Genomic DNA, 26,164 nt, shown 5'->3' on the forward strand with positions numbered 1-26,164 from the left:
ATCATCGCTTTAGTTTAATAGTTCAGGCCGGTATTCAAAATGCATGGTGTCGTAATGGTACCATTTACCGCCCCATATAAAGCCATGCTTTTCGAATATATCTACTATAACTTGCGGAATCCGGTTTTGGTATACAACGCTGGTATTTTCGTCGGTACACTTACAGGTCCACTGCCAGTAATCGGAATATTTAATGTTGATGTCTATCGTCATCCCAAAGCTGTGCATGCTGTGGCGGTGCGTTCCGGCTATGTTGCGCCAAACAAACGTTCCGCCGATATCGCCCAGATATTTTTTCAGTTCCGGGTGTTCATCCAGCTCTTTTGAGACCGCTTCCAATTGTTTATCCACGCCGTTCACCCTGGTTACCACGATCTTCTGCCTGATCAACTTTGGGCACCATATGATCGTGGTCAGATTGCCCTCAACCTCCTGCTTCGAAGCGCCATACATCTTCATGAAAAACGCCTCATTCCTGATCCGGCCGGGGTCAAAGCTTTTCGCCGGGGAGACTTTCGGTGTTCCGGCTTTGTAAGGCTGTGCAAACATATCTTCCAGGTCCGGGTTATCGAGCAAGGTTTGGTAGGTTTTGTTTTTGACGCCGTCGTTCCATATCATCCGGTTGCCATCCTTAAAGATCAGGTGATTGTCTGCAAAGCCGGTAATGAAACCAGGATAGGATTGGATGAGTTTTTGAGCTGCTTTCGGAACGGTGTCGGTTTTTTGAAAAGTTGTACAGGCTTTTGATGGCAAACTTATTGATGAGATGGATAGAAAGGCAATAAGGGTCAGCCCTTTCATATTGAACGATCAGTGAAATTCATATAAGTACCAGCGCCTCAATTCGTTCGAAATGTTTCTTATTTAAAGTTGCCAGTGGCAGGCCATGAACAAGGGAGGTTGCAGCAATAAATATGTCGCGAAATTCAATTACCTGGTTCCTCCTTTTCAACTCCTGGTATATATGTCCTGATCGCAAGGCTATTTCCTCATTAAACGCGAGAACATTAAGCCCGCTTGTCAAAAGTTGGATGCTCTTTTCTTTTTCAGGCGATGTTGCGCCCATATAAAGCTCAAATAACGTTACGGTTGACAGGCTATAAATAACATTATCCGGGAGATTGTAAAGCCGGGTGTTGCTTTTTTCTTTAGCTCGCAAAAACTCTATGAATAAAGAGGTATCAATTACCATTCTTCAGGCTTGAATGTATTGAATGGAGAGCGGTCTGTAATTGGTTTAATATCTTCTTCGGACCATACGGGGATAGAAAGAATTCTCTTTTTGTATTCGGATTGTGCTCTCTTTGGCTTCTTCATCCGGGCGACCATGGTGTCGATATAATCCATTACCTGCTTTTTCGAATCAGGGTCAAGTGAATTATATTTCAACAACAAGCTATCCATATAAACAAATTTACGAAGTTGGATTTTAATATACAACCCGCTTGCGTATACCTTGACCTACCCAAAACCATAATCCTATTATCATATTATCAGGCAAAATATTGTTTTTGCGATGCATTATTTAATTTTAATTTATGGCCCCGCAAGACCTTAAAATAGAGTCTTATATTCCGGCTGACAGTTTAAAGCCGTTCGTCAAAACTTTCCTGGTTATTGAAAGTACCCGGGCGACGGTGAACAAACTTTTGCCGGACACGTCGATAGTCCTCGCTTTCCGGTTAGGCGGTAAAATAACCGATGAGTCGGCCGGGAATGACCGCCGTTTGCCAGCCTCGGTTATAACCGGGCTTCGCCGGTCGCCGCGGTTTTTATCTTACGCCGATAAAACGGCCTGCCTGCTAGTGATCTTTAAAGAAGGGGGTGCCGCGGCGATATTTAAAGAGCCATTGCACGAACTATTCAGCAAAAGTGTTCCGCTTGATGATCTGGTACCGCGCAGTCAATTGCAGTTGATAGAAGAGCAAATGAACGCGGCCCGCGATAATAAGAAAAGGGTAGCTATTGCGGAGCGCTTTTTGCTATCGGGGCTCCACAGCGGGCAGCCGGATATGTTGGTGAACCGCGCCATGCAAAAAATAAAGCTTGTCAATGGCAATATAAAGGTGAGGGGTCTTGCAGGCGACATGGCCATCAGTCTTGATGCTTTTGAGAAAAGGTTCAGGCGGGTAGCGGGGATATCGCCCAAGCAATTTGCCGATACTGTCAGGATGAGACACCTGATCGGCCAATTGTCGGCTCCGGAGAGCCTTACCCGCATCGCCCTTGATGCCGGATACTTCGACCAGGCGCATTTCAACAAAGATTTCCGCTCATTTACGGGTGTTGCCCCTCAGCAATTTTTCCACGCTTCGGCATGGTGGTAAATCAATGATTTTTTACAATTCCTGGCCACCTGCTCCGGGTAATTTTGCTTCATCAAATCATTAAAAAAGATGAGAAAAATTTATCGGACGGGCTTGTTGCTATTACTGATTACCGGTGGCTCAATTGCTATGTCACAAAACAGCACCAGGCCCGAGAGTAATTCAAAAAGTAAAAGATCAACCATGCAAGTAGTATTAATCGACCGCTTTGTTGTACCCGCAGCGGCCAAAGCAGAATTTTTAGAAAGAGCCAATATTAATCGTGATTTTATCAAACACCTGCCCGGTTTTGTTGAAGATAATGCCTACGAAGAAGCCGGCGAAACGGATTCCCGCATTGTAACGGTGGCCGTTTGGGCCGATGAAGACGCGTTCAAAAAAGCGAGAATAGCGGTGACTGAAGAATATAAACGTCAAAATTTTGACGTGGCCGAACTGATAAAAAGGCTGCATATCCAAATGGAGCGCGGCATATACAAAAGGCTTGAGCGATAAAGCATAATAACTTACGAAGTTTCTGAAACTTCGTAAGTTGCTATAGTTTTAAATCCTGACTCCTGAGTCTTCTTTCTACATATTCCTTCTATACTGCCCCCCAACTTCGTACAGGGCATGGGATATTTGCCCTAACGAGCAATATTTACATACTTCCATCAGCGTTTCGAAGATATTATCACCGGCAATTGCGGCTTGTTGTAATTTTTTTAGCAGGGCAGGGGCCTTATCGGCATTGCGTTCCTGAAAAGCTTTCAGCGCCGCTATCTGGAATTGCTTCTCCTCCTCGGTGGCCCGTATCACCTCGGACGGCGTAATGGTGGGCGAACCCTTTTTATTCAGGAAAGTATTAACACCGACGATAGGGTATTCGCCGGTATGTTTCAGGGTCTCATAGTAAAGTGACTCTTCCTGTATCTTGCCGCGCTGGTACATGGTTTCCATAGCGCCCAGCACACCGCCACGGTCGTTAATACGCTTGAATTCGGCTAATACGGCATCTTCCACCAGGTCGGTCAGTTCCTCAATAATAAAGGCGCCCTGCAAAGGGTTCTCGTTTTTAGCCAGGCCCAGTTCCCGGTTGATGATCAATTGTATGGCCATTGCCCGGCGAACAGATTCTTCCGTTGGCGTGGTTATGGCTTCGTCATAGGCGTTGGTATGCAGCGAATTACAGTTGTCGTATATGGCGTACAGAGCCTGCAACGTGGTGCGGATATCGTTAAAGTCGATCTCCTGTGCATGCAGCGAACGGCCGCTGGTTTGGATATGGTATTTCAGCTTTTGCGAACGGTCGTTCCCCTTATACTTATTTTTTATGGCTTTGGCCCAAATCCGGCGCGCAACGCGACCGATAACCGAATATTCCGGGTCGATGCCGTTGGAAAAGAAGAAAGAGAGGTTAGGCGCAAAATCATCGATATGCATGCCCCGGCTCAGGTAATACTCCACATAAGTGAATCCGTTCGACAGCGTGAATGCCAGCTGTGAAATAGGATTAGCCCCTGCTTCGGCAATATGATATCCCGAAATTGATACTGAATAAAAATTCCGGACCTTTTGATCGATAAAATACTGCTGGATATCGCCCATCATCCGCAGGGCAAATTCGGTAGAAAAGATGCAGGTATTTTGCGCCTGGTCCTCCTTCAATATATCCGCCTGCACCGTACCGCGAACGGTTGAAACGGCAAACGCTTTTATCTTTTGATAAACATCAGGCGGCAAAACCTGGTCGCCGGTAAGGCCGAGGAGGGTTAAGCCTAAGCCGGTGTTGCCCGCGGGCAGTTTTGCCTCACCCCGGCCCTCTCCAAAGGAGAGGGGGTGTTGGGAGAGATTATCCTGTCAGGTCGCTTACCTAATGTTTCTTTTATATCCCGAACTACTTTTTGTGAATTGCTCAACACTTCTTCGTTTGTGAAACGGATCACATCAAACCCTTCGCCATTGAGCACTTCGGTTCTTACCTTATCTTCTTCTGAAGTCAAATTATGATAGCCACCATCAATTTCTATAACAAGTCCTTTTGGTACACAAACAAAATCAGCAATATAGCCATCAATTGCATGTTGCCTCCTTATCTTAAATCCTGTTTGGTTGTTCCGCAATAGCTGCCATAAGATATTTTCAGTTTCAGTTGGATTTTGCCTGTTTGATTTGGAGTTAGCTTTTAAGGTTTCCCATATTTTCGTATTTGCAGTCTGATAGCCAAAGCTCCTGGGCCTCCCTTCTTTTGCCTCATTTAAATTCTCTCCAAAGGAGAGACCTTCCCCCCTCTCCTTTGGAGAGGGGCCGGGGGTGAGGCGATAAGCTGGTCGCTCCAGCCCTTTATCATCATAAACCTCTTTGAACTTCGCCTCCACCAAATGCTCCAGTTTATGCTCATGGATATATTTCTCGCATTGCTGGTCGATAGCTGCATTCATAAAATAGCCCAGCAACATCGGCGCAGGACCATTAATGGTCATGGATACCGAGGTGGAAGGGTTACACAGGTCGAAACCCGAGTACAACTTTTTCGCGTCATCCAGTGTGGCAATGCTTACACCCGAGTTGCCGATCTTTCCATAAATATCCGGGCGAACATGCGGGTCCTCGCCGTAAAGAGTTACCGAATCAAAAGCAGTTGACAACCTATGCGCCGGTTGCCCCAGCGAAACATAATGGAATCGTTTATTCGTCCGTTCCGGACCGCCCTCGCCGGCAAACATACGCGTCGGGTCCTCACCTTCGCGTTTAATAGGGAACACCCCTGCAGCATAAGGGAACTCGCCCGGAACATTTTCGGTTAGCAGCCAGCGTAAAATATCGCCCCAGGCCTCATACTTTGGAAGGGATATTTTAGGGATCTTCAGTTGAGACAGTGAGGTATAAAACAAAGGCTGTTTGATCTCTTTGTCCCTTACCTTGTATATGAAATTCTCCGCCTTATACTGTTTCATGGTTTCCGGCCATTCTTTCAATAACTGCTTGCAATCAGGGTGCAGATGGCTTTCCAGGTGCCTGGAAATATCTTGCAGAGACGCATAATTATGCGTCTCTACAGGGGTATTTTCTTTTAGCGCGTCAATCGCCCCCTGAATATTATATAGCTGCTGCGCAATCTTGCACTGTTCATTCACCCATTCATTATAGGTATTGCTGCTTTCAACAATCTCGGCCAAATACCTGTTCCGGTCGGGCGGGATAATAAATATCTTTTCCGATTCGCCCCAATGCAGGGTTGCCACGTCATATTTCGTCCCGATAAAATCAGCACCGGTTTTCGCCTTGATAGTTTTCATCAGCGCCTCGAACAAATTGTTCATGCCGGGGTCGTTGAATTGCGAGGCCATGGTGCCGAAAACGGGCAGTTCTTCGTCTTTAGCCGTAAATAGCTGGTGATTTCGTTTGTATTGTTTGCGCACATCGCGGATGGCATCCAATGCACCGCGCTTGTCGAACTTGTTAAGGGCCACAATGTCGGCAAAGTCCAGCATGTCTATCTTCTCCAGTTGCGTTGCTGCGCCAAACTCCGGCGTCATTACGTAAAGTGAGACATCGCAATAGTCGGTTATCATGGTATCCGATTGCCCTATACCCGACGTTTCGACAATGATCAGGTCGTAACCCGCAGCTTTACAGATGTCGATAGATTCCTGAACATATTTGGACAAAGCCAGGTTGGCCTGCCGTGTAGCCAGCGAGCGCATATATACCCGCGGACTATTGATCGAGTTCATCCGGATACGGTCGCCCAATAAAGCGCCACCCGTCTTTCGTTTGGAAGGGTCGACTGAAATAATGGCCAGTGTTTTATCTGTCTCCATCAAAAACCGGCGAACAAACTCGTCTACTAACGATGATTTTCCCGCACCACCGGTACCGGTGATGCCCAGCACTGGCGCCTCACCTAAATCCTCTCCAAAGGAGAGGATTTTTTTACCACCCGCGTCAACCCCCTCTCCTTTGGAGAGGGCTGGGGTGAGGCCCCTTTCCGCCAGCGTTATCAGCGACGCTATCGCCTTGGGATCTTTTTCGGGCAAATGCTTCAACTCGCCATTCAGTTTGGTTACCGTCGCAAAATCGCATTGCTGCAGCATATCATTGATCATGCCCTGCAAACCCATCGTACGACCATCATCTGGCGAATAGATACGGGCGATGCCATAATCCTGCAGTTCTTTTATCTCCTGCGGCAGTATCACACCGCCACCGCCGCCAAATATTTTGATGTGCCCGGCCCCGCGTTCGCGCAGCAGGTCATACATGTATTTAAAGTATTCGATGTGCCCGCCCTGGTACGATGTCAGCGCAATGCCCTGCACATCCTCCTGTATGGCGCAGTTCACCACCTCGTCCACCGACCGGTTGTGCCCCAGGTGTATCACCTCGGCACCGCTCGATTGTAAAATACGACGCATAATATTGATCGTAGCATCGTGCCCGTCGAACAGCGATGCTGCGGTTACAAAGCGTATCTTATTTTTGGCGTGGTATGGCGCGAGGGTTTCCATTGGCTGTATTTCTACAGCAAAGCTAAATAAAATGTTGCAAAGCTATGCATGCATAATAATCGGGTCTTAAGTCCTTAGTCAGGAGCCTTTGAGACGGCTTTTTGACTTTCACGTGCTTTTTGATAGCTTTAAGCTGTTATGGGATATTCTAAAATTAAGGTAGGCGTACTTCTTCTTTTATGCACTGCCACACTGCATTTTCGTTCATTGGGACAAACAACGGATTATTCATTACCGGCTGATCTTGAGAAAAATATAAGCAAGGCGGACTATAAAATAATAGCCGATTTATCAATAGCTGCGGTAGCAAAAAAGTATAAGATCGATCATGTTAGCCAGGGCACCATTACCTTGGGTAAAGGTCAAAATATGGCGGCTTTTAACCTGGATAATGTCCTGTTGCAATGTGAGGCTGAAAAAGACCATTCCAAATGGAACGGGATCATACAAGCACATTTTGACAGGTTGTTTAACTCGATTGATAAACATGAAAAGACTGACCTGTCGGGATATGATAAAGTAAAGGGTAACTTGAGTATCCGTATTTATACTGCCGCGAGTGCCGAACAGAGAGGCGGGCTCGAGAATCTGGTTTCACGCGTCGACCTTGAAGGGACAGTGACTTTATTAATGCTCGATCTGCCGGAGGCATTTGCCACGGTATCCAAAAAAGAATTCGATCACTGGCATATTAGCGCAGACACTGCTTTCCGCCAGGCACTGGAAAATATTGGAAAACAAAAGATAGAAAGGGAAACAAAATCCTTTAATATTGAGGGAACACCTGTCGAGTTTAATTTTTTGGAGAATGAAGATTATGCCGCAAGTTATGCACTCGATCTGTCGAATAATTCCCCTGGCCTGGTGGGCGAATGGGGCTCGGCGATCGCCCTCCCAAATAAAGGGCTGGTGGCTATTTGTAAAATAAGCAGGGAGAAGCCTGTTGAATTTGTGAAGTTTATACAAGCAGCAAAACCTATTATTGAAAAATCATATACAAGTCATCCCCAGCCCATTTCAAAGGAGTTTTTCTGGTATTATAAGGGAAAATTTACACGTATTGTAGTGAATGAGGATAGTAAAGGAAATATAAACGTTATCGCGCCGGTTGGACTGTCGGAGTTAATGGTTTCAAAAAAATAAAAAACGGGAACCAGGCGTTACGCCCGGCCCCCGTTCCGGAAATCTGCGAGAGAAAACCCTTATTCTTTCTTTTTGGCGGTCTTCTTTTCCGTAGACGTTTTGACCGTCGTTTTCGATACCGTATCAACCTTTTTAGAGGTGTCGGTACCCATTTTCATGGTATCGGTTGCGGATGTATCCGGTTTCATGGTAGAATCTATCTTGACCGATGTACTTGAATCTACCGAAGTAGAGTCGGAAGTCCCACCCGAATTATTTCCCTTGCATGCTGCCAGGCTCAGCGACAGTGCCAAACCTATCAAAGGCAGCTTTACATAATTTTTCATAGTGCTGTATTTTAACGTTTTACAAAACAATTAAACCCCGGTTGGATGAAATTGTTTGAAATGAAACGAACAGTGTCAAAAAGGCCCTCTCCATTGAAGAGGGGTTGGGGTGAGGCATAAAAAAACGGGATCTGTCAAATTACAGGTCCCGTTTCCCGGAAATTTTATCCGCTCATTTGCAGCATCACTGCTGTATCCGTCAATCAGGCCACTTTACCGGTGGCTTTTTGATGTGTTACCGCTTTGCTGGTTATTGTTATTGCCCAGGTTGCGGTTTTCTTTGTTACGATCGTTCCCCGTTCTGGACGGGCTCGTTGCCATTTTCCTGTCGTTCTCATTTTCGCGGTTGTTGGTACCGCTTTGCTTTGTGGTAGGCATAACTAAAGAATTTAATTGGTTAAACATTTTTGTTAATTAATTAAATAACCATCAAAAAAGGGCCTGGTTTCGCGCTTTTTGATGGTTATGCTTAAATGCCTGATTGATAATTTATTAATTTTTAATTAAATTCTGGTGCTTATTTAAAGTGAGGCGCCCGGCGGCAACCTGGCTATGTCGGTGGTATTTGGCAGCTTAAATACCCTTACATCCGCCACTTCGGTTACCAGCAGCAGGAAGTCCTTTTTTTGCTGTTTATCGTTGACAGGTTTATTGTCGATAACAGTTTGAACCGCCGCAAGTGCCGAGTCGTAGGCCTGGCTGACGGTCTGGCTCGCCGTATGGTCGTATTCGGCAAACGGCAGGTCCTTCCAAATGCCGCAATAGCTTATGGAACGGTAAAATTGCGCATCGCGCATTTCCTGGTGAAGTAATTCGTAATCGTTGTGATCGGGGTTTACTAATTCAACTCTTGTTGTGAATGAGGCCATTATTTTTTAATTTAGGTTAAAGAATGCCCAAAGGTGAGCTAAATCAAAATGCCCCGCAACGGGTCTTTTAACGGAATTTTCCGCGTACTACCCGTAAGTAAAACTACCTGTGTATCAGTCAATTTTGCAGGTAAAATTAGTTTCCGGCTCAAAAGCGTATCTTTGCCCCTTCACTGGTGCAATCACATGGTCATCGGTGTAATCATAAAATAAGATCGGTGGAATCATTACTACAACAAGGCATAAAGGGCTATAACAATTATGGGGCATGGCTGCGCGAGAAATACGAAGGGCAGCGCGTGTTCAAAGTTATTGTCGATGGCGGTTTCACCTGCCCCAACCGCGATGGCTCAAAAGGCTATGGCGGCTGCACCTATTGTAATGTAGATTCATTTACGCCAAGCGTATCGCGGCAGGAACCCAACCTGCGCGAGCAGGTGATCAAAGGGATGGAGCGCGCCGTTAAAGGCAACAGGGCCGATAAATTCATCATTTACTTTCAGCCCAATACTAATACTTACGCCCCGGCGCATTATTTAAAAATGCTGTACGATGAGGCATTGAGTGTCAATACAGAAAATATTGTCGGTCTGTCGGTAGGTACCCGTCCCGATTGTATCGACGCCGAAAAAATTGCCCTGCTCGAAAGTTATACGGATCGTTTCGACGTCGACCTGGAAATGGGTATGGAATCGATCTATGACGATACCTTATTGCAGATTAACCGCGGCTGCCTGCACGGCGATTTGGTGAATGCGCTTAACCTGGTTAAAAATAGTCCGCTTGATATTTGCGTACATACGATTTTTGGCTTCCCCTGGGAAACGAAGGAAATGATGCTGAAATATGCGGATGAGATCAACCGCTTTCCGCAGATCAAGTTTGTAAAATTCCACCATCTGCATATTGTGGAAGGCTCGGTAATGGGCGTCAGATACAAACGCGATCCGTTCAAATTATTCACCCTGCCCGAATATGCTGATTTTCTTTGCGAACTGTTACCCCTCGTCCGCCCGGACGTAGTGATACAGCGCCTTTTTGGCCTGTCGGATATGGAACTGCTTATTGCACCCAACTGGGGCCTTAAAAAATCGGAGATACAGCATTATATCGATAAAACCATTGCAGATCGGGGAGTGGTGCAGGGTTCTGCGCTTTGAGTACCTGCTAATTAAATATCCTTCCATTTGATTTTGCCGTCCAGCAGGTCGGCGCCCTTTTGGGTGAGGGCAAAACTCCCGGTTTCCAGCCGTTTGATCAGATCTTTACTGAACGCGAAATCAACCCGGTCGCCAATTTCATGATTTCCATACTTGGCGCCTACTAAACTGGTTTCTCTTATGCTCTTCAGCATAACAATGATAGTATCTTGGTTCATTGATCAGGGGTGCTTTTTCGAGCGACCGAATTAAATAGCAAAAACTGGATTTTTTTTGGAGCAATCATCACTGGATACGGGTATATACTATTACAAATTGGTTCTGCGCTTTCATAGTGCTCAGTTCGATCTTCGCACCGTTTTGCGTATCTATCCAGGTATTGTCTTTCGTTTTCCGGTAGATACCCGTCAGTGCGGCATCCATAGTTTGTACGGATTTTTGCAGTACCTGGTTAGATGGGGATGAAAATACCTGTTTCAGCTTGTAGCAGCTGTTCTTTTTGTAATAGCAACTCTCAATTATCCCGCTGCTGAGTTTATAAACATCGCATGTATCGCTCTGGGAAACCGTGGTGACAGCCGGAATTGATTTTTTTACCGTCGCCCTTATCTCGGCTTTCGATTTTTTGAAAAAAGACTGTTGGGCCTTTGAACAAAAAGGTATGATAAATATGGCCGTAGCCAGCAATAGTTTTCTCATTAAATTAAGGTGTGTCCGAAGGTACAAATAAATATGTTTGGCAAGTTGTTCTTTGGATCCGGATCAAAACATTTTAACCGTATATTCAAACGCCTCGTTGTTTTTGCGCAGCAGCATAAATCCATCGTTATCGTTATCCTTCAATACCAGGTCGCCAATTTTTGCGGTGGTTTCAAATTCGGGGGAATCGTAAAGCGGAACAGGCATTATTTTGTAGTCAGCGCCATCCACTCGTAAGATCACGTAGTCGCGGTAATGATAAAACGTGTCTATTTTGCCGCTGATCGGTGCATCATGAAATTCCTTATATTTTACCGCCCTCAGCGAAAATAAAACCATGCACAGGGCGATCATGAATATAAAATAAAACGGTTTTCTCATTTCCAAACGGGCACTATCATCATTACGATACGCCTTTTTACGATAATTTTTTTATTATTGTTTAAATTTAGCGGAAGAAAACCCGAATTCACTAAACGGCGTAAACAGCGATAAAATAATTTAGTCTTGTCACAACGAGAGCAGCAGAATTACATCCCCGCGCTTACAGGCGTACGTGCATTAGCGGCTTACCTGGTATTCATTTCGCACTACGAATATACTTTCGACCAAAACTTTCCGCATTTTATCCAGCGCTTTTTTCTCGAGTTCCACATCGGTGTAACCATCTTTTTCGTGTTATCTGGTTTTTTGATCGCTTTCCGGTATTACGATAATTTCCACCTTACCAAAGAGTGGTTCAAACAATACCTCAAAAATCGTGTGGCGCGTATTTACCCCATGTATTTTCTCATCACCGCCGGGGCCTTTGTCGTGTACTATTTCACACGCGACCCATCGGTGGTCAATGGTTTCCCAAGCGCGATAGGGTTATTTTTTATGCATATCACCTTCGTCCGCGGTTTTTTTCACCAGCTCAATTTTACGGGCGTGGCGCAAGGTTGGTCGCTAACGGTCGAGGAGTGCTTTTACTTTTCGGCGCCCATCGCATTTTATATCCTGCACCGCTACCGCAAATATTTTTTGCAGATACTGGCCCTCACAGGCTTCGGCTTCCTGATGGTGCTCATCTTTCGCAATGTCAACTGGTATGGCTTCTTTGGTAATTTCACCTTTATGATGCTGTATACTTTTTTCGGGCGCTGTTTCGAATTTTTTGTCGGTATCAAACTGGCGCTGATGATCCGCAAAAAAGGTTTCCACCGCACCAACAAGCTTAAATTCACTTACATCGGTTTCTTCCTCATCTTTTTCTGCGTATGGCTCATGTCGCTGCTGCCAATACCAAAAGGCTGGTCGGCAGGGCTGCACAACCCGCTGGGTATCATCATTAACAATTACCTGCTGGCTGTGTCTATCGCCACGTTCTTTTACGGGCTGATCACCGAAACTACCGTAATGAAAAAGGTACTGGCTAATCCTTTTGTCGAACTGCTGGGTAAAAGTTCGTACATATTTTACCTTATCCACCTCGGTTACATGTATGTGTTCATTTATAATGGCATCAATTGGCTCAACGACTATACTTTTGATCTGTACGATAAATGGGGACTGGATTGGCACTCGCCCTTCCAGTATGATAACCTGAATATTTTGTATGCTTTCGTGTTATTGAACGCGGTGTCCATATTTTTATTTAAATTTATTGAGGAACCTTTAAATCATTTTATACGTAAATCGGATTTCCTGGTAAAAGCCAAACCAAAACAATAAACCTGTGTATGTTTGATAAGTTAAATTACAGCATAGTGAAAAGCTCATTCCGGGTATTAGGTCTCGTTATGATATCCCTTTTTTGGTGCGCGCAACATGCATGGGCCCAGGAAAACGAGGGCGGCGACGTAAGCACCCAGGTAGTGGCGCACGATGCCAATGCCATTTTCAGCGGATCGGCTTTTTTTACATTTTCGGTTAAAAACCCGTTGAATACCGACCAGGAAGGTACGGTGAGTTATTTGGTAACCACCGAAAAGGGCGATAAGGTGCTGGATAAAAGCATGCATGTAAAGATTGACCGCAACTCGAACGATAGCTATGATTTCCACCTGCCGGAACTGAAGCCGGGTTTCTACAAGATCAACTTCATGATCAATGTTTCGGATTATGATGATACCACCCGCAAGGCTTTCGGCATAAAGCCGCAGGAGATACGCTCGCAATATGCGCGCCCGGCCGACTTTAACCAGTTTTGGGATAACGCCAAAGCCGAACTGGCCAAAGTGAAGCCCGGCTTTAAAGTGACACCCCTGCCCAAACAGAATACGGATAACCGCGAAGTGTTCCTGATCGAAATGAAGTCGCTGGATAACTACACCATTCGCGGTTACCTCACCGTTCCGAAAACAAAAAACAAGAGCCGCAAATTTGCCGTGCTGCTGGGTTTGCCGGGATACCAGGTAAGCCTGGACCCAATGCTGGGTTTGGATAACGACCTGGCCATAATCACGCTGAATGTTCGGGGGCAGGGCAATAGCCGTGACGAAATAGATACACGACGCGATGAGTATATTACTTACCGCATCGAGGACAAAAATAAATACGTGATGCGTGGTGTGATAATGGATTGTGTGCGCTGCATCGACTTTATTTATTCCCAAAAAAATCTCGAACATGATAATATCCTGGTGTCGGGCGGTAGTATGGGCGGTTACCTGGCGCTGGCCGTAGCGGGGGTTGATAAACGCGTAAACCTTTGCTCTGCACAAAACCCCATCCTTTGCGATATACGCCGGTTGGTAGGGGAGGTTGACTGGCCGGTAAGCAGCTTCAGAAAGTATGTTGCAACGCAGCCCGGGCTTACGCTCGACAAAGTACTGGGCAATATGGACTATTATGACGCAAAAAACTTTGCACAAAATATTACCTGCCCCACGCTGATGGGTATCGGCTTGCTCGACCCATTTGCACCGCCGAATAACGAATATTCGGCCTTTAATGTGCTGCAGGGTAAAAAACGTATAATGGTGTTCAAAAACCTGGCGCACGAGATAAACGAGAAATACAAAGAACTGGAGGGTCGCTGGATGCGCGATACCTTTGCACTTTTTTAAGCATGAAATGATCTATATCAAAACATACATAAAACATTTACTTGCGGCAATGGTGCTGGTATCGGCTATGCAATACACCTGCTATGCTGATGGATTCCCGGTGCGGCCCAAAAGACTGCTGCTTTCTCCGTCGGTAAGTTATTTTATCGCCACAAAAGGATGGGATTCGCTGCGTGTGAAGAAGCCATTTCCAGACAATGGCAAGTTTACCTCGCTAACCTATTCCCTCTATGCCGAATACGGCATCAGCCGGCGCTGGTCGGTAGTGGCAACGCTGCCTTATGTCACCAATACCTACACGCAAACAAATTACAGCAACACGTCGCGCGGTTTAACCGACCTGGAAACGGGTATACGTTATTACCTGGCCAATATCAATTACATTTACTATTTTATGCTGCAGGGTACGGTAATTACGCCTTTGTATAAGAACCCAGGCCTGGGTTATGGCCTTACCGGCGCCGAACTGAAGCTGTCCTTCGCAGGCAGCGGGCACCTGTTTGGCAATAGTTACTACTTTACCATCGAGGATGGTGTGCGCCAGTATTTTGGCAGCCAGGGCCCCATACAAAACCGCTACAGTGCCACGTTTGGCTTAACCCTCGATAAAAAGTTCGAGAACCAAGTATCGGTAGCTTTGGGCGGGTTCTACTCCGTCAGCGATCTGAAGAATTTCAATGTGAACCCGGCGCTGGATAAAAACTTTGCATTTAACCAGGTTACATTAAGTTATGGGCATTCATTCAGCCAGGAGTTTTCAATATTTGTAAGCGGCGGAACATTCATCAATGGGCGCAATACCGGAGCGGGCTCAAGTGCTTCTATCGCCTTGATATTAAAACCATTCAGATAAGATGCGGCAGACCATACGGTTAAATAAGATATTTATAAAAGCGGCGCTGTTCGCGCTGTTGATGATGCCGTTATTCTGTTTCGCGCAAACCGCCGACAGCTTTTTGCAAAGCGGCAATCAAAAAGCCAATAACAAGGATTACAGGGGCGCCATAGCCGATTTTACGAGGGCGATAGAGATTAACCCTAACCTGTCAAAAGCCTATTTTTACCGGGCAAATGCATACGGAAATATCAAGGACGATGAATCGGCCATAAAGGATTATACCAAAACCATCGAGCTTGACCCAAAGAATACCAACGCATGGTTTTACCGGGCCGATTCCTACAACAGCATTAAAGACTACAAAAAGGCAATAGCCGACTTCGATAAGGCCATCTCCATGAATTCGCGCAATGCCGATATGTACCATTACCGCGCCAATGCAAAATCAAACATAGGGGATTATGAAGGAGCCATTGCCGATTTTACAACGGCGATAAAGCTGACACCCCACAACCCGGAGCTTTATGAATACCGGGGCGTTACCAAAAGTAACCTGAACGATTTTAAAGGCGCCATAGCCGATTACGATATAGCAGTGCGGATGGATCCGCACAATTCCGACCTGATCTACTATCGCGGGAATGCCAAAGGAAGCCTGGGTGATAACAAAGGCGCCATAGCCGACTATACCGCGGCGCTGGCCCTCAATCCCAATAATGCTGAGGCCTTTTTTTACCGTGGCAACAGCGAAAGCAACTTAGGCGATTACAAGGCCGCTATTGCAGACTACAAGCGGGCCATCGAACTAAAGCCGAAAATACGGAACGGCTATAAGTACCTGGCTACGGCGCTCGGTAACAGCAAGGACGAAAAAGGTGCGCTGGAATATTTTGGCGACCAGATAAAACGTGACAGTACCAATGCCGAGCTTTACCTGTACGATGGTATCGTGCGCAGCAATCTCGATGATAAAAAGGGGGCACTCGCAGATTTTGATAAATCGATAAAACTTGATCCTAACAGCACCGATGCTTTTCAAAACAGGTCGGATGCCCGTACCGGCAGCAAGCTCTATGCCGCTGCAAAAGAGGATGCCGAAGAGTCGATCAAACTGGACGGCAGTAATAGTTATGGCTACATTTCCCTCGGCCGGGCCAAAGTGGGACTGAAAGATACCACTGGCGCCCTTGCCGATCTAAACACAGCTATCCGCATAGCGCCGCGGAATGATTATGCCTACGCTATTCGCGGAGATATTGAATTGATACAGGAAAAATACGATATAGCCCTGAAGGATTATGACAAAGCCATAGAGCTGGGTCCCGGCACTGCTGATTATTACTTAAAACGCATTGGCGCCCGGATAAAAACAGGCGATCGCAAAGGCGTAGTGCAAGACTACCAGAAGATAATCAGCATAACTACGGACAACGAGGGGTTATATAAAAGGTTAGGTAAGACTTTGATCGATGCCCGTTTTTACGCCGAAGGCTTCGCGGTTTATAACGCGTTGGTAAAAGATTATCCAAAGAATGCCAATTACTACCTTGGTCGTGGTATAGCGCGGCAGGGTTTGAATAATACTACCGAAGCCATTGCGGATTATGATATGGCCATCCAACTGGATCCGAAGCTAACCGAGGCCTATGATAACCGGGGTAATGCCAAACTGAGCCGGAATGATATTGATGGCGCACTGAAGGATATCAACAAAGCGATCTCGATAAAAGAGGACGACGACCAGGCGTATTTTTACCGCGCTAACATCCGCATCCTTCAAAAGAACTACCAGGGAGCGGTGGACGATTATAACAGTTGTCTTTACATCAGCCTGGATAATACTAAGGTGTACCGCTACCGCGCCTTTGCCGAAAGCTTTTTGCCCGATGGCGCCGAACGCATGAAGGCTGACTTTGATGAGGCTTTAAGACTGGAACCCAATAACGAAGAAACGTATTACCTGCGCGGCCTGGCCAAGATCAACCAAAAGGACCAAACCTCCTGCGCCGATTTCAGCAAAGCGGCTCAATTAGGATCAAAGGATGGGCAGGCGGCGCTGAGGAAGTATTGCGGGAAATGATAGCCAAAAAAGGTTCTCGCCATGACGACAGGGGATATTCCCGGAAATACGATTGCAAATCAATTTTTTTGCCCCCGTGGGGCTATCAAATTCGCGAAGGGTTGCCCCTGACGGGGCAAAAATAACCACAGGGTTTATACTAATACAAACAGGTAGCCCCGACGGGGCATGCGTCTTCTTTCAATATTTTACTGTTGCTGCCAACAAGAATCACTTACTACCAAACATTTCCCCTATCACCCTCTCCCGGTAAGCAAATATTTCATTTACTTGTTTGGCAACTATAAGGCTGTTGGCCAGCCTGCCAATGGGGCCGTAGGGGATGGCATAATTTAAAATGTCTGTCATCATAACACCGCCTTTTGCTTCCTTAAAATGATGCTGGTGATGCCACAGCGCGAATGGGCCGAAACGCTGTTCGTCGATAAAATATTGTTTTTCCTTTACCTGGGTTATTTCGGTCATCCAGTTTAGTTTAATGCCGAAGAGAGGCGAAACCTTATACGTAATGATCATCCCTGCGTACACTTTATCATCGGGCTTAAAGTCCGACGTGACAATAAAGTTCATCTCGGGCGGGGTGATCTTCACCAGGTTCAATGGCGAGGTAAAAAAGTCCCAGGCGTTGTCAATGGTCGTGGGCAGGAAAGTCTCGAATCGGAGCGGGTAAGTTTTCACACCGTGACTAACGTAAAATAACGGCCGGCGGTTTTAGCTTATTCGCCTTTGGCTATCGGCATATCCCTTCTCGACCATTCGCTCCACGATCCTACGTACATTTTTGGTCCCGTGATGCCGGCATACTCCATACCCAGCAGGGTATGGCAGGCCGTAACACCCGACCCGCAATGAACAACCACATTTTCAGGATCAACGCTACCCAATAATTTTTCGTAGGAGTTTTTCAACTCCCCGGGCGACAGGTATTTCCCAAAGGTATCCAGGTTAAGTACATAGGGCATGTTTACCGCACCGGGGATATGGCCGGCCACCAGGTCTATCGGCTCGCTTTCACCAAAGTATCGGTAAGCTTCACGCACATCGATCACCATTTTATCAGCGGTGGCTGCAGCTTCTTCTACTTGCTTTATATCCACTGTGCCGTCATAGCCGGCCGGCACGGGATAATCGGCAACCGTTTTCACTGCATAGGGTTCCGTGCTTAGCTTTACGCCTGCATCAACAGCAGCCTTCAGGCCGCCGTTCAATACCTGTACTTTATCGTGACCGATGGCCCGCAGCATCCACCATAATCTTGCGCCGCCGAATGCAGCGGCTTTATCATCGTAAACCACAACATGGCTGGCGGGGGTTATACCCCATTGGCCTAAAGTTTTGGAGAAATCGGTGATAGCAGGTAGCGGGTGGCGTCCGCCGTAGGCAGGGTCTTCCGGTTTAATGGCAAGATCGCGGTCGAGATCGGCAAATTGCGCACCTTCAAGGTGACCGTTGAGGTAGCGCTGGTAAGCATCGGCCCCTGCGCGGGCATCTATCAGGATTATTTTACCTGCTATGGATAGCAGTTCATCAAGTTCAATTATTGGCGACATAGGTTGCGTTTATACCGTCAAAGATATAAATGAACCGCCAAATAATCGCGTCAGGCAGGCAGGTTTATTGCACTATTTTATTGGCGCAATACGAACTGGCAAAGGCTTCGGGCTTAGCTTTGAAAACAAATCCCATGCTCAGTATGTAACCCATCGCTTCGTGCAAAGCCTGGTTCGATTTGAACATCGGGTTGGTATTAATGTCGGCATGTACTTCCAGGTCGACATCGTACAGGTCGAGTAAATCGCAAAGCTTGTAGGCAATATCGATGGACTTTTGCACTTCGGTAAGCATACGCTCCTTTATGCTCATCTTTTGCCCTGTCCGTTCCTGGTGGATGTACATAAAGCCGCCGCGCTTTTCGCGCAGGAAGACGATCACCGTGGCAAAATCAGTCACATTGCCTTTCACCTGCGAATCGGTACCGATGCAAACCTTCAGCTTGTTTCCCAGTAAACTCTCTCTTTCGATGGCTTTTTCTACTTCTTCGAGGATGGGCGAATGAATGATCTCGCCGCTAAATTTTCTCCAGGTCATAAAATTCTTTTAGGTTAATTTTAACTGACCTGATTTTCAGGTCTATAAAAATAAGCGATAAGCTTCCATATAAACGTTAAGGCGGTATGATTTATTTGTTAACACTCTGACGATTATCAACAGGTTGTTTTTCAAATATAAATATATCCGCTATACCGGACGAAAATGAAGTCTTTATTTTGCTAAAGCCGACAGGGAGCCGATAAGCTGGATTACAAAAATAGTTTTCAATAGAAGAGTTTTATTTCCGAAACTTTACAACGATTCTGTACAATTATTCAGGTTTCGTACCTACGGCACGAAAATCTCCTGTTTGATTTTTCGGCTACCAATATTCGATCCCTACGGGACCTTAAAAGAATGAATAGTTGCCAATTACTCCATCGGAGCCAACTCCTGGGATTTTATTGATTAACAATATTGGTCTCGTGCAAACGGCTCCATCGGAGCCAAATCCTGGTAGTTTATTTTATTGATTAACGATATTGATCTCGTGCAAACGGCTCCATCGGAGCCAAATCTTGGTAGCAAATAATAATTGAGATTGATTTTTGCCCCGTCGGGGCAATACATAGCTCGTTATTTATTCAGGTTCTTTAAAGATATAACGCTCATCATATTTTATTTCAAATTGCTCAAGTAGTTGCCGGTATTCTTCCAGGAATGTGTGCTTTTTATGGTGCTCTCCCTGTTTCATCACATAATTGGTCACACGTTGTACATGTGACCGCGAATACGAAAATGCGCCATAGCCTTCCTGCCATCGGAAAACTGTCGGGGTAAATCGCTGCAAGTTGATCCATTCTGATGATTCGCCTTTGACGATACGCATAAGATCGGATAAGGATTGGTTTGGCCTGAAGCCAAAGAATAAATGCAGATGATCAGGCATATTATCGATGGCGATAACTTTATGTCCGTGATTTTGTACAATGCCGGTGATATATTTTTGCAGTTGATCTTTCCATTCAGGCTGTATGAGCGCCTGCCTATATTTTACCGCCATCACGCATTGAATATGAATTTGAGTGTAGGTGTTCGACATGATAAGGTTGGTTTAGGTGTTATAAAGTTATAAGTTTTTGAAACGTCGAAGTTTTATTCTATCAATCATTTTTTTGCCATTCTTTTATGTGATTTATGATGAATCTGAATTAATTTATTAGTTTCAGGGTCGACGTAGAATTCAAACAATTCAATTGTCCAAATTCTTTTAGCAGACTCGCCGTTTTCAAAAGGACCGTCAGTCCAAATATATTTCTGACTTCTTTTGTTCCATAGTCGGCCATCCTTAAATTCGACTTTATCAGCAACATACCATAAAACTATTTCCTTGTAATCTAATAGTCTTGCGGGTATCCTGCTTATAATTTCAGAATGAACGTCGTTCCAATCTTCACCTACTTGTCCTCTTAGAAATCGAATAAGCAAGTCGGTATTGATCTTTCCATTATAGAAATCACCTGTTCTCTTAATACTTTCATGCTGAGGCAGATTTTCTAAGTCCTGGGTTTTTTGAGCGCTCCTTTCATCAGCATAGTTCCCATTTAAAAGATGGCTACGTTTGCTACCAGAGGTTTTCATTTTACTGATTAGCCAGCGTTTGTTGTGTTCTCTCATAAATCTGACTTATTTCATTTCTGCATCAGCAAATTAATCCTTATCCCACCAATTTCTTATACTTCAACCTGTGCGGTGTAATATCGCCCAAACGCTTCTTGCGGTTCTCCTCGTAGGCGGTATAGTCGCCTTCAAAAAAGTAGACCTGCGAATTGCCTTCAAATGCCAGGATATGTGTACAAACACGGTCGAGGAACCAGCGGTCGTGACTGATGATAACCGCGCAGCCGCCGAAGTTTTCCAGCGCTTCTTCCAGCGAGCGCAGCGTATTTACATCGATATCGTTGGTCGGTTCGTCGAGCAGCAGCACGTTGGAGCCTTTGGTAAGCGTGATGGCCAGGTGTACACGGTTGCGTTCACCTCCCGATAGTATGCCCACTTTCTTTTGCTGGTCGGCACCATTAAAGTTGAATTTGGAAACGTAGGCCCTTGAATTTAACGCCTTGTGACCGACCATAATGTTTTCCAGGCCGCCGGTTATGTTTTCCCAAACAGATTTATTGGGATCAAGGTCGTCGTGCATCTGGTCCACATAACCTAAAGCCACCGTTTCGCCTACGCGGAAAGTGCCCGCATCAGGTTTTTCCTGCCCGGTTATCAGGCGGAAGAGGGTGGTTTTACCCGCGCCGTTCGGACCGATGATACCCACGATACCGGCTGGAGGCAGCGAAAAGCTCAGGTTTTCGAATAGTACCTTGTCGCCGTAGGCTTTGGTTACGCCATTGGCTTCGATAACTACGTTCCCCAAACGCGGGCCCGGCGGAATGAAAAGCTCCAGTTTATCTTCGCGCTCCTTCGTTTCTTCCGATGCCAGTTTTTCATAATTGGATAAACGCGCCTTGCCCTTGGCCTGCCGCGCTTTGGGAGCCATGCGCACCCATTCCAGCTCGCGTTCCAGCGTTTTCTGGCGCTTGCTCTCGGTCTTTTCTTCCTGTGCCAGGCGTTTTGCTTTCTGATCGAGCCACGAGGAGTAATTGCCTTTCCATGGAATACCTTCCCCACGGTCAAGCTCCAAAATCCAGCCTGCCACGTTATCCAGGAAGTAACGGTCGTGCGTAACGGCAATTACGGTTCCTTTATATTGTTTCAGGTGCTGCTCCAGCCAGTCGATGGACTCGGCATCTAAGTGGTTGGTCGGTTCGTCCAGTAAAAGCACATCCGGTTCCTGCAAAAGCAGGCGGCACATGGCCACGCGGCGTCGTTCACCGCCGGAAAGAACCGATATTTTGGTATCCGGTTCGGGGCAGCGCAATGCGTCCATGGCACGTTCAAGCTTCGTATCCAGTTCCCAGGCGTTCACCGCATCTATTTTATCCTGCAGTTCGCCCTGCCGCGCCATCAGTTTATCCATGGCATCGGGGTCGCTGTAAACTTCCTCCAGGCCAAACTTTTCATTTATTTCTTCATATTCCTTTAATATGGCGGTTATTTCTGCAACGCCTTCTTCCACCACTTCCTTTACAGTTTTATCAGGATCAAGCGTCGGTTCCTGCTCCAGCATACCAACGGTAAAGCCCGGCGAAAAAACCACCTCGCCCTGGAAAGATTTATCCATCCCTGCAATGATCTTCAGCAGGGACGATTTACCCGAGCCGTTAAGACCGATAACACCGATCTTGGCCCCGTAAAAGAAGGACAGGTATATATTTTTTAAAACTTGTTTCTGCGGAGGGTATATCTTACTCACTCCGGCCATTGAGAAAATTATTTTTTCGTCAGCCATGGGTGTTAGTTATTGAATTGTTGAATTACTGAATTATTGATTGGGGCGGATGCAAATATATTATTATAGTTGATTAAGTTGCCCTGGTGAGCAGTTGATTAAGTTCAATTTATAGGAAATTAAACCGGTTAACTTAATCAACCTAATCCAACTCAATCACCCCCCCATCTGTAACATTCTCATCGCCAATTCCGTCATAGATAATGTAAAAGATACACACAATTTAAAACCTTTATTAACGGGCCCGTAAGCGGCAAAAAAATCAACTAAAAGTTTTGTGGAAATCTTGATAACTATTTCCGATATTTCCAATCATTTTTAATTGATTTGCGTATAAAAGAATGTACAATCTATTTACGTTCTTTTAATAATGCCGTAATGTCATACGCTAATGACGAAATTGCCTGTTATAACAGCTAAATTGGGCTGAGTACCGCAATCGGGTTTAAACTATTGCGTTCAGAGAAGGTCAAACAAGTAAATCTCAGCCGTTTACTTAAAGTTGTGGGTTTTTTATAGGATTTTGTTCATTATTTTCTTTGTATAAAGTTGAACTTTTATAGATTGCACATCATATTAATGTCTGTTTTTTGAGGTGCAAAAAAGTTGGCAGTATTGTTGCAGACCACTATAAATACGCCGCCTGGAAAACTAAATGATATACAGAGACGTACATAATTTTTGAAAGGTATTATATGGAAGCTAAATTTTCGCCACGGGTTAAGGATGTGATACAGTATAGCAGGGAAGAGGCGTTGCGTCTCGGCCATGACTATATCGGTACCGAACATCTTTTGCTCGGGCTTATCCGCGACGGCGACGGTATAGCGATCAAACTGCTGAAAGGTTTGAGCGTTGACACCACCAAATTGCGCCGCGCAATCGAAGATGCTGTAAAGGGCACGATCGGAACGAACGTGAACATCGGCAGCATTCCGCTTACCAAACAAGCGGAGAAGGTTTTAAAGATCACCTATCTTGAAGCTAAAATATTTAAAAGCGACGTTATCGGCACCGAGCACCTGCTGCTTTCTATCCTGCGCGACGAAGACAACATCGCTTCGCAGATATTATTGCAGTTTAATGTTAACTACGAGATATTCAAGGGCGAGGTAGAAACGCACAAGAATGATGTGACCGACGAGATGCCGGGCTCACCTACGGGCGGCGAGGATGACTTTAAAGAGGAAGATTCGTTCAACCAGCCTAAAAAGGTGTCCGACATTAAATCGAAGACACCTGTGCTTGATAATTTCGGTCGCGACCTGACCAAAGCTGCCGAAGACGGCCGCCTTGATCCGATAGTTGGCCGTGAGAAGGAGATAGAAAGGGTGTCGCAGATCCTGTCGCGCCGTAAAAAGAATAACCCAATTTTGATAGGCGAACCGGGTGTGGGTAAATCGGCTATTGCCGAGGGCCTTGCATTGCGCATTGTTCAGCGTAAAGTTTCGCGCGTGTTGTTCAACAAACGCGTGGTTACGCTCGACCTGGCTTCGCTGGTTGCAGGTACCAAGTATCGCGGCCAGTTTGAGGAGCGCATGAAAGCCGTGATGAACGAACTGGAGAAATCACCTGACGTAATTTTATTTATCGACGAAATTCATACAATTGTTGGCGCAGGCGGCGCTTCGGGTTCGCTTGATGCTTCGAATATGTTCAAACCAGCCCTGGCACGCGGAGAGATCCAGTGCATTGGTGCAACGACATTAGATGAGTATCGCCAGTATATTGAAAAGGATGGCGCTTTGGACCGCCGTTTCCAGAAGGTAATGGTTGAACCGGCTACGCCTGATGAAACCATCGAGATATTAACACGCATTAAGGATAAATACGAAGAGCACCACGGGGTAACTTATACGCCTGAAGCCATTAATGCCTGCGTTGCTTTGACAGCCAGGTACATTACCGACAGGTTTTTACCGGATAAAGCTATTGATGCTCTGGACGAATCGGGCTCACGCGTGCATTTGACCAATATCCATGTTCCGCAGAATATTTTGGATGTGGAAGCGAAGATAGAGCAGATCAAAATTGAAAAGAACAAGGTTGTACGCAGCCAGAAATACGAAGAAGCAGCTAAACTGCGCGATACAGAAAAGCATTTGCTGGAGGAATTGGAGCAGGCCAAAGCGGTATGGGAGGCGGAAACCAAATCAAAACGTTATACCGTAACTGAAGATAATGTCGCCGAAGTAGTGGCTATGATGACCGGCATACCCGTGCAAAGGGTAGGCCAGGCCGACAGTACGAAACTGCTGAACATGGCGGATACGATCTCCAGCAAGATCATCGGCCAGGACGAAGCCATCAAAAAACTGACGCGTGCGATACAACGTACGCGTGCCGGTTTGAAGGATCCTAAAAAACCGATCGGCTCATTTATATTCCTGGGCCCTACGGGTGTTGGTAAAACTGAGTTAGCTAAAGAATTAGCAAGATTTATGTTCGACACCGAAGATGCCCTGATACAGATAGACATGAGCGAGTACATGGAAAAATTCGCTGTGTCGCGCCTGGTAGGTGCGCCTCCGGGCTATGTTGGATACGAAGAAGGCGGGCAGCTTACTGAAAAGGTTCGCCGCAAGCCATACGCTGTTATCCTGCTGGATGAGATAGAAAAGGCACACCCAGATGTGTTCAATATCCTGTTGCAGGTATTGGATGAGGGTCAGCTGACCGACTCATTGGGCCGCAAGGTCGATTTCAGGAATACGATCATTATCATGACCTCGAATATCGGCGCGCGCCAGCTGAAGGACTTTGGGCAGGGTGTGGGTTTCACCACTACAGCCAAAACCAACCAGGCCGACGCACATTCAAGGGGCGTGATCGAAAATGCATTGAAACGTGCTTTCGCTCCCGAATTCCTGAACCGTATCGACGATGTGATCGTGTTCAATTCGCTTGGCAAGGAAGAAATATTCAAGATCATCGATATCGAACTTTCACACCTGTTCGGCAGGGTGAATACGCTTGGCTACAAGATCACTTTGACCGACAACGCCAAAGAGTTCATCGCTGATAAAGGCTTCGACTCGCAGTTCGGTGCACGTCCGTTGAAAAGGGCCATCCAGAAATACCTGGAAGATCCGATCGCGGAGGAAATACTGAAAGGCGAACTGGCCGAAGGCGATACCATGGAAGTTGACTACGATAAGGAAACTGACCAGGTTAAAGTAGCTGCCAAACACAGCGGCGAAAGCAAAACACCAAAAGAAGAAGAGCAGGAATAAATCAGTTCTCTGAAATATATGAAACCCCGGATGCCAGAGCATCCGGGGTTTGTTTTTTAATAAGGGGTTTCTTATTTTAATCTCTGGTACATTACCATAGGCGCATCATAAGCGTCGATCCAAAAGCTGAGCTTGTTGTTTTGGATATCGAAGAATTGCCTCATATCATCGGTATGCCCGTCAAAAATGATCCTGTTCTTTAACTGCCCATACATAAAAGAGGTGTCCCTTCTAACAGTATAAGCGCCCGATCTAACCAGTTTATTTTTATTATAAAATGAATAGGCGGTGCTGGTAAAAATCACCAGGGTGTCATTGCCGGGCTTATGGCTGACAATGGCTCCCCATCCGCCGCCGTCCTGCCTTAACTCCCAGGTGCCTGTAAGTGAGTCCGAAATGGGTACGTCTTTTTTGCAGCCAAAAAATCCGGCAACAATTATCAATGACAGGGAAAAAAGTAAAATGCGCTTCATATCCGGTTGTTTATAAAGGTAATACGCAACAAAGCCGGAGACTGT

At 46.0% G+C, this 26,164-nt stretch carries 27 protein-coding genes; 9 read left to right on the forward strand and 18 right to left on the reverse strand.

Annotated features, from left to right (window positions below; all coding sequences use genetic code 11):
• Nucleotides 1-9 precede the first annotated feature (9 nt).
• The 3 genes from FRZ54_RS09340 to FRZ54_RS24420 are packed head-to-tail and all read right to left on the reverse strand — an operon-like array spanning nt 10 to nt 1,404.
• Entirely contained in the window at nt 10-801 is a 792-nt protein-coding gene (locus tag FRZ54_RS09340; protein ID WP_147031355.1) for a M15 family metallopeptidase, read from the reverse strand.
• 19 nt (nt 802-820) lie between these two features.
• Nucleotides 821-1,159: a type II toxin-antitoxin system VapC family toxin gene (locus tag FRZ54_RS09345; RefSeq protein ID WP_262712284.1), complete on the reverse strand. Its 339-nt coding sequence runs from the start codon at nt 1,157-1,159 to the stop codon at nt 821-823.
• A gap of 26 nt (nt 1,160-1,185) precedes the next feature.
• Complete coding sequence (locus tag FRZ54_RS24420) at nt 1,186-1,404, reverse strand: hypothetical protein (protein WP_187359847.1); 219 nt, start codon at nt 1,402-1,404, stop codon at nt 1,186-1,188.
• A 134-nt stretch (nt 1,405-1,538) separates the two neighbouring features.
• Between FRZ54_RS24420 and FRZ54_RS09350 the strand changes: the two genes are divergently transcribed.
• The gene (locus FRZ54_RS09350) at nt 1,539-2,327 is read left to right on the forward strand and encodes an AraC family transcriptional regulator (protein ID WP_228462670.1); all 789 of its coding nucleotides are present in this window, start codon (nt 1,539-1,541) and stop codon (nt 2,325-2,327) included.
• Nucleotides 2,328-2,510: 183 nt separating this feature from the next.
• Nucleotides 2,511-2,822: an antibiotic biosynthesis monooxygenase family protein gene (locus FRZ54_RS09355; protein ID WP_147031356.1), complete on the forward strand. Its 312-nt coding sequence runs from the start codon at nt 2,511-2,513 to the stop codon at nt 2,820-2,822.
• A 75-nt stretch (nt 2,823-2,897) separates the two neighbouring features.
• Here FRZ54_RS09355 and FRZ54_RS09360 read toward each other — a convergent pair whose 3' ends face one another.
• Together FRZ54_RS09360 and FRZ54_RS09365 are read right to left on the reverse strand one after the other, a co-directional pair.
• A complete protein-coding gene (locus tag FRZ54_RS09360) occupies nt 2,898-4,049 on the reverse strand; it encodes a methylmalonyl-CoA mutase family protein (protein WP_228462671.1) in 1,152 nt (383 codons plus the stop codon).
• 35 nt (nt 4,050-4,084) lie between these two features.
• Entirely contained in the window at nt 4,085-6,817 is a 2,733-nt protein-coding gene (locus tag FRZ54_RS09365; protein WP_147031357.1) for a methylmalonyl-CoA mutase family protein, read from the reverse strand.
• A 138-nt stretch (nt 6,818-6,955) separates the two neighbouring features.
• On the opposite strand from FRZ54_RS09365, the gene FRZ54_RS09370 reads away from it, so the two are divergent.
• Nucleotides 6,956-7,960, forward strand: a complete 1,005-nt coding sequence (locus FRZ54_RS09370; protein ID WP_147031358.1) for a hypothetical protein — start codon at nt 6,956-6,958, stop codon at nt 7,958-7,960.
• Nucleotides 7,961-8,019: 59 nt separating this feature from the next.
• Here FRZ54_RS09370 and FRZ54_RS09375 read toward each other — a convergent pair whose 3' ends face one another.
• The 3 genes from FRZ54_RS09375 to FRZ54_RS09380 all read right to left on the reverse strand — a co-directional run bounded on the left by FRZ54_RS09375 (nt 8,020) and on the right by FRZ54_RS09380 (nt 9,155).
• Nucleotides 8,020-8,286: a hypothetical protein gene (locus tag FRZ54_RS09375; protein ID WP_147031359.1), complete on the reverse strand. Its 267-nt coding sequence runs from the start codon at nt 8,284-8,286 to the stop codon at nt 8,020-8,022.
• Between the two features lie 213 nt (nt 8,287-8,499).
• The gene (locus tag FRZ54_RS24425) at nt 8,500-8,664 is read right to left on the reverse strand and encodes a hypothetical protein (protein ID WP_187359801.1); all 165 of its coding nucleotides are present in this window, start codon (nt 8,662-8,664) and stop codon (nt 8,500-8,502) included.
• Nucleotides 8,665-8,807: 143 nt separating this feature from the next.
• Nucleotides 8,808-9,155 (reverse strand): hypothetical protein, encoded by a 348-nt coding sequence (locus FRZ54_RS09380; RefSeq protein ID WP_147031360.1) that lies wholly within the window; start codon nt 9,153-9,155, stop codon nt 8,808-8,810.
• Between the two features lie 218 nt (nt 9,156-9,373).
• On the opposite strand from FRZ54_RS09380, the gene FRZ54_RS09385 reads away from it, so the two are divergent.
• Nucleotides 9,374-10,315 carry a TIGR01212 family radical SAM protein gene (locus tag FRZ54_RS09385; protein ID WP_147031361.1) on the forward strand — a complete coding sequence of 314 codons (942 nt, stop codon included), beginning with the start codon at nt 9,374-9,376 and terminating at the stop codon, nt 10,313-10,315.
• An 11-nt stretch (nt 10,316-10,326) separates the two neighbouring features.
• On the opposite strand, the gene FRZ54_RS09390 is transcribed toward FRZ54_RS09385, so the two are convergent.
• The 3 genes from FRZ54_RS09390 to FRZ54_RS09400 all read right to left on the reverse strand — a co-directional run bounded on the left by FRZ54_RS09390 (nt 10,327) and on the right by FRZ54_RS09400 (nt 11,395).
• Nucleotides 10,327-10,533, reverse strand: coding sequence for a hypothetical protein (locus FRZ54_RS09390; protein WP_147031362.1), 207 nt, complete (start codon nt 10,531-10,533; stop codon nt 10,327-10,329).
• Nucleotides 10,534-10,600: 67 nt separating this feature from the next.
• Nucleotides 10,601-11,014, reverse strand: coding sequence for a hypothetical protein (locus tag FRZ54_RS09395; RefSeq protein WP_147031363.1), 414 nt, complete (start codon nt 11,012-11,014; stop codon nt 10,601-10,603).
• Between the two features lie 63 nt (nt 11,015-11,077).
• Nucleotides 11,078-11,395 (reverse strand): hypothetical protein, encoded by a 318-nt coding sequence (locus FRZ54_RS09400; protein WP_147031364.1) that lies wholly within the window; start codon nt 11,393-11,395, stop codon nt 11,078-11,080.
• A gap of 126 nt (nt 11,396-11,521) precedes the next feature.
• Here FRZ54_RS09400 and FRZ54_RS09405 point away from each other — a divergent pair, with 126 nt between their 5' ends.
• The 4 genes from FRZ54_RS09405 to FRZ54_RS09420 are packed head-to-tail and all read left to right on the forward strand — an operon-like array spanning nt 11,522 to nt 16,982.
• On the forward strand, nt 11,522-12,727 hold the full coding sequence (locus tag FRZ54_RS09405) for an acyltransferase family protein (RefSeq protein ID WP_147031365.1): 1,206 nt from the start codon (nt 11,522-11,524) through the stop codon (nt 12,725-12,727).
• An 8-nt stretch (nt 12,728-12,735) separates the two neighbouring features.
• Nucleotides 12,736-14,064: an acetylxylan esterase gene (locus FRZ54_RS09410; protein ID WP_147031366.1), complete on the forward strand. Its 1,329-nt coding sequence runs from the start codon at nt 12,736-12,738 to the stop codon at nt 14,062-14,064.
• A gap of 7 nt (nt 14,065-14,071) precedes the next feature.
• Complete coding sequence (locus FRZ54_RS09415; RefSeq protein WP_147031367.1) at nt 14,072-14,917, forward strand: hypothetical protein; 846 nt, start codon at nt 14,072-14,074, stop codon at nt 14,915-14,917.
• A gap of 1 nt (nt 14,918) precedes the next feature.
• Complete coding sequence (locus tag FRZ54_RS09420; RefSeq protein WP_147031368.1) at nt 14,919-16,982, forward strand: tetratricopeptide repeat protein; 2,064 nt, start codon at nt 14,919-14,921, stop codon at nt 16,980-16,982.
• A gap of 210 nt (nt 16,983-17,192) precedes the next feature.
• Here the strand turns inward: FRZ54_RS09420 and FRZ54_RS09425 are convergent, their stop codons facing one another.
• The 6 genes from FRZ54_RS09425 to ettA form a co-directional block, all read right to left on the reverse strand.
• On the reverse strand, nt 17,193-17,660 hold the full coding sequence (locus FRZ54_RS09425) for an SRPBCC family protein (protein WP_147031369.1): 468 nt from the start codon (nt 17,658-17,660) through the stop codon (nt 17,193-17,195).
• A 38-nt stretch (nt 17,661-17,698) separates the two neighbouring features.
• Nucleotides 17,699-18,532, reverse strand: coding sequence for a sulfurtransferase (locus FRZ54_RS09430; protein ID WP_147031370.1), 834 nt, complete (start codon nt 18,530-18,532; stop codon nt 17,699-17,701).
• A gap of 64 nt (nt 18,533-18,596) precedes the next feature.
• The gene (locus FRZ54_RS09435) at nt 18,597-19,070 is read right to left on the reverse strand and encodes a ribonuclease H-like YkuK family protein (RefSeq protein ID WP_147031371.1); all 474 of its coding nucleotides are present in this window, start codon (nt 19,068-19,070) and stop codon (nt 18,597-18,599) included.
• A gap of 583 nt (nt 19,071-19,653) precedes the next feature.
• A complete protein-coding gene (tnpA, locus tag FRZ54_RS09440; protein ID WP_147031372.1) occupies nt 19,654-20,115 on the reverse strand; it encodes an IS200/IS605 family transposase in 462 nt (153 codons plus the stop codon).
• Between the two features lie 65 nt (nt 20,116-20,180).
• Nucleotides 20,181-20,690 (reverse strand): hypothetical protein, encoded by a 510-nt coding sequence (locus FRZ54_RS09445; protein WP_147031373.1) that lies wholly within the window; start codon nt 20,688-20,690, stop codon nt 20,181-20,183.
• 40 nt (nt 20,691-20,730) lie between these two features.
• The gene (ettA, locus tag FRZ54_RS09450) at nt 20,731-22,413 is read right to left on the reverse strand and encodes an energy-dependent translational throttle protein EttA (RefSeq protein ID WP_147031374.1); all 1,683 of its coding nucleotides are present in this window, start codon (nt 22,411-22,413) and stop codon (nt 20,731-20,733) included.
• A 695-nt stretch (nt 22,414-23,108) separates the two neighbouring features.
• Here ettA and FRZ54_RS09455 point away from each other — a divergent pair.
• On the forward strand, nt 23,109-25,646 hold the full coding sequence (locus FRZ54_RS09455; protein WP_147031375.1) for an ATP-dependent Clp protease ATP-binding subunit: 2,538 nt from the start codon (nt 23,109-23,111) through the stop codon (nt 25,644-25,646).
• A 71-nt stretch (nt 25,647-25,717) separates the two neighbouring features.
• Here the strand turns inward: FRZ54_RS09455 and FRZ54_RS09460 are convergent, their stop codons facing one another.
• Nucleotides 25,718-26,119: a hypothetical protein gene (locus FRZ54_RS09460; protein ID WP_147031376.1), complete on the reverse strand. Its 402-nt coding sequence runs from the start codon at nt 26,117-26,119 to the stop codon at nt 25,718-25,720.
• Between the last annotated feature and the right edge of the window lie 45 nt (nt 26,120-26,164).

The sequence above is a fragment of the Mucilaginibacter ginsenosidivorans genome (genome assembly GCF_007971025.1).
GTDB lineage: Bacteria > Bacteroidota > Bacteroidia > Sphingobacteriales > Sphingobacteriaceae > Mucilaginibacter > Mucilaginibacter ginsenosidivorans.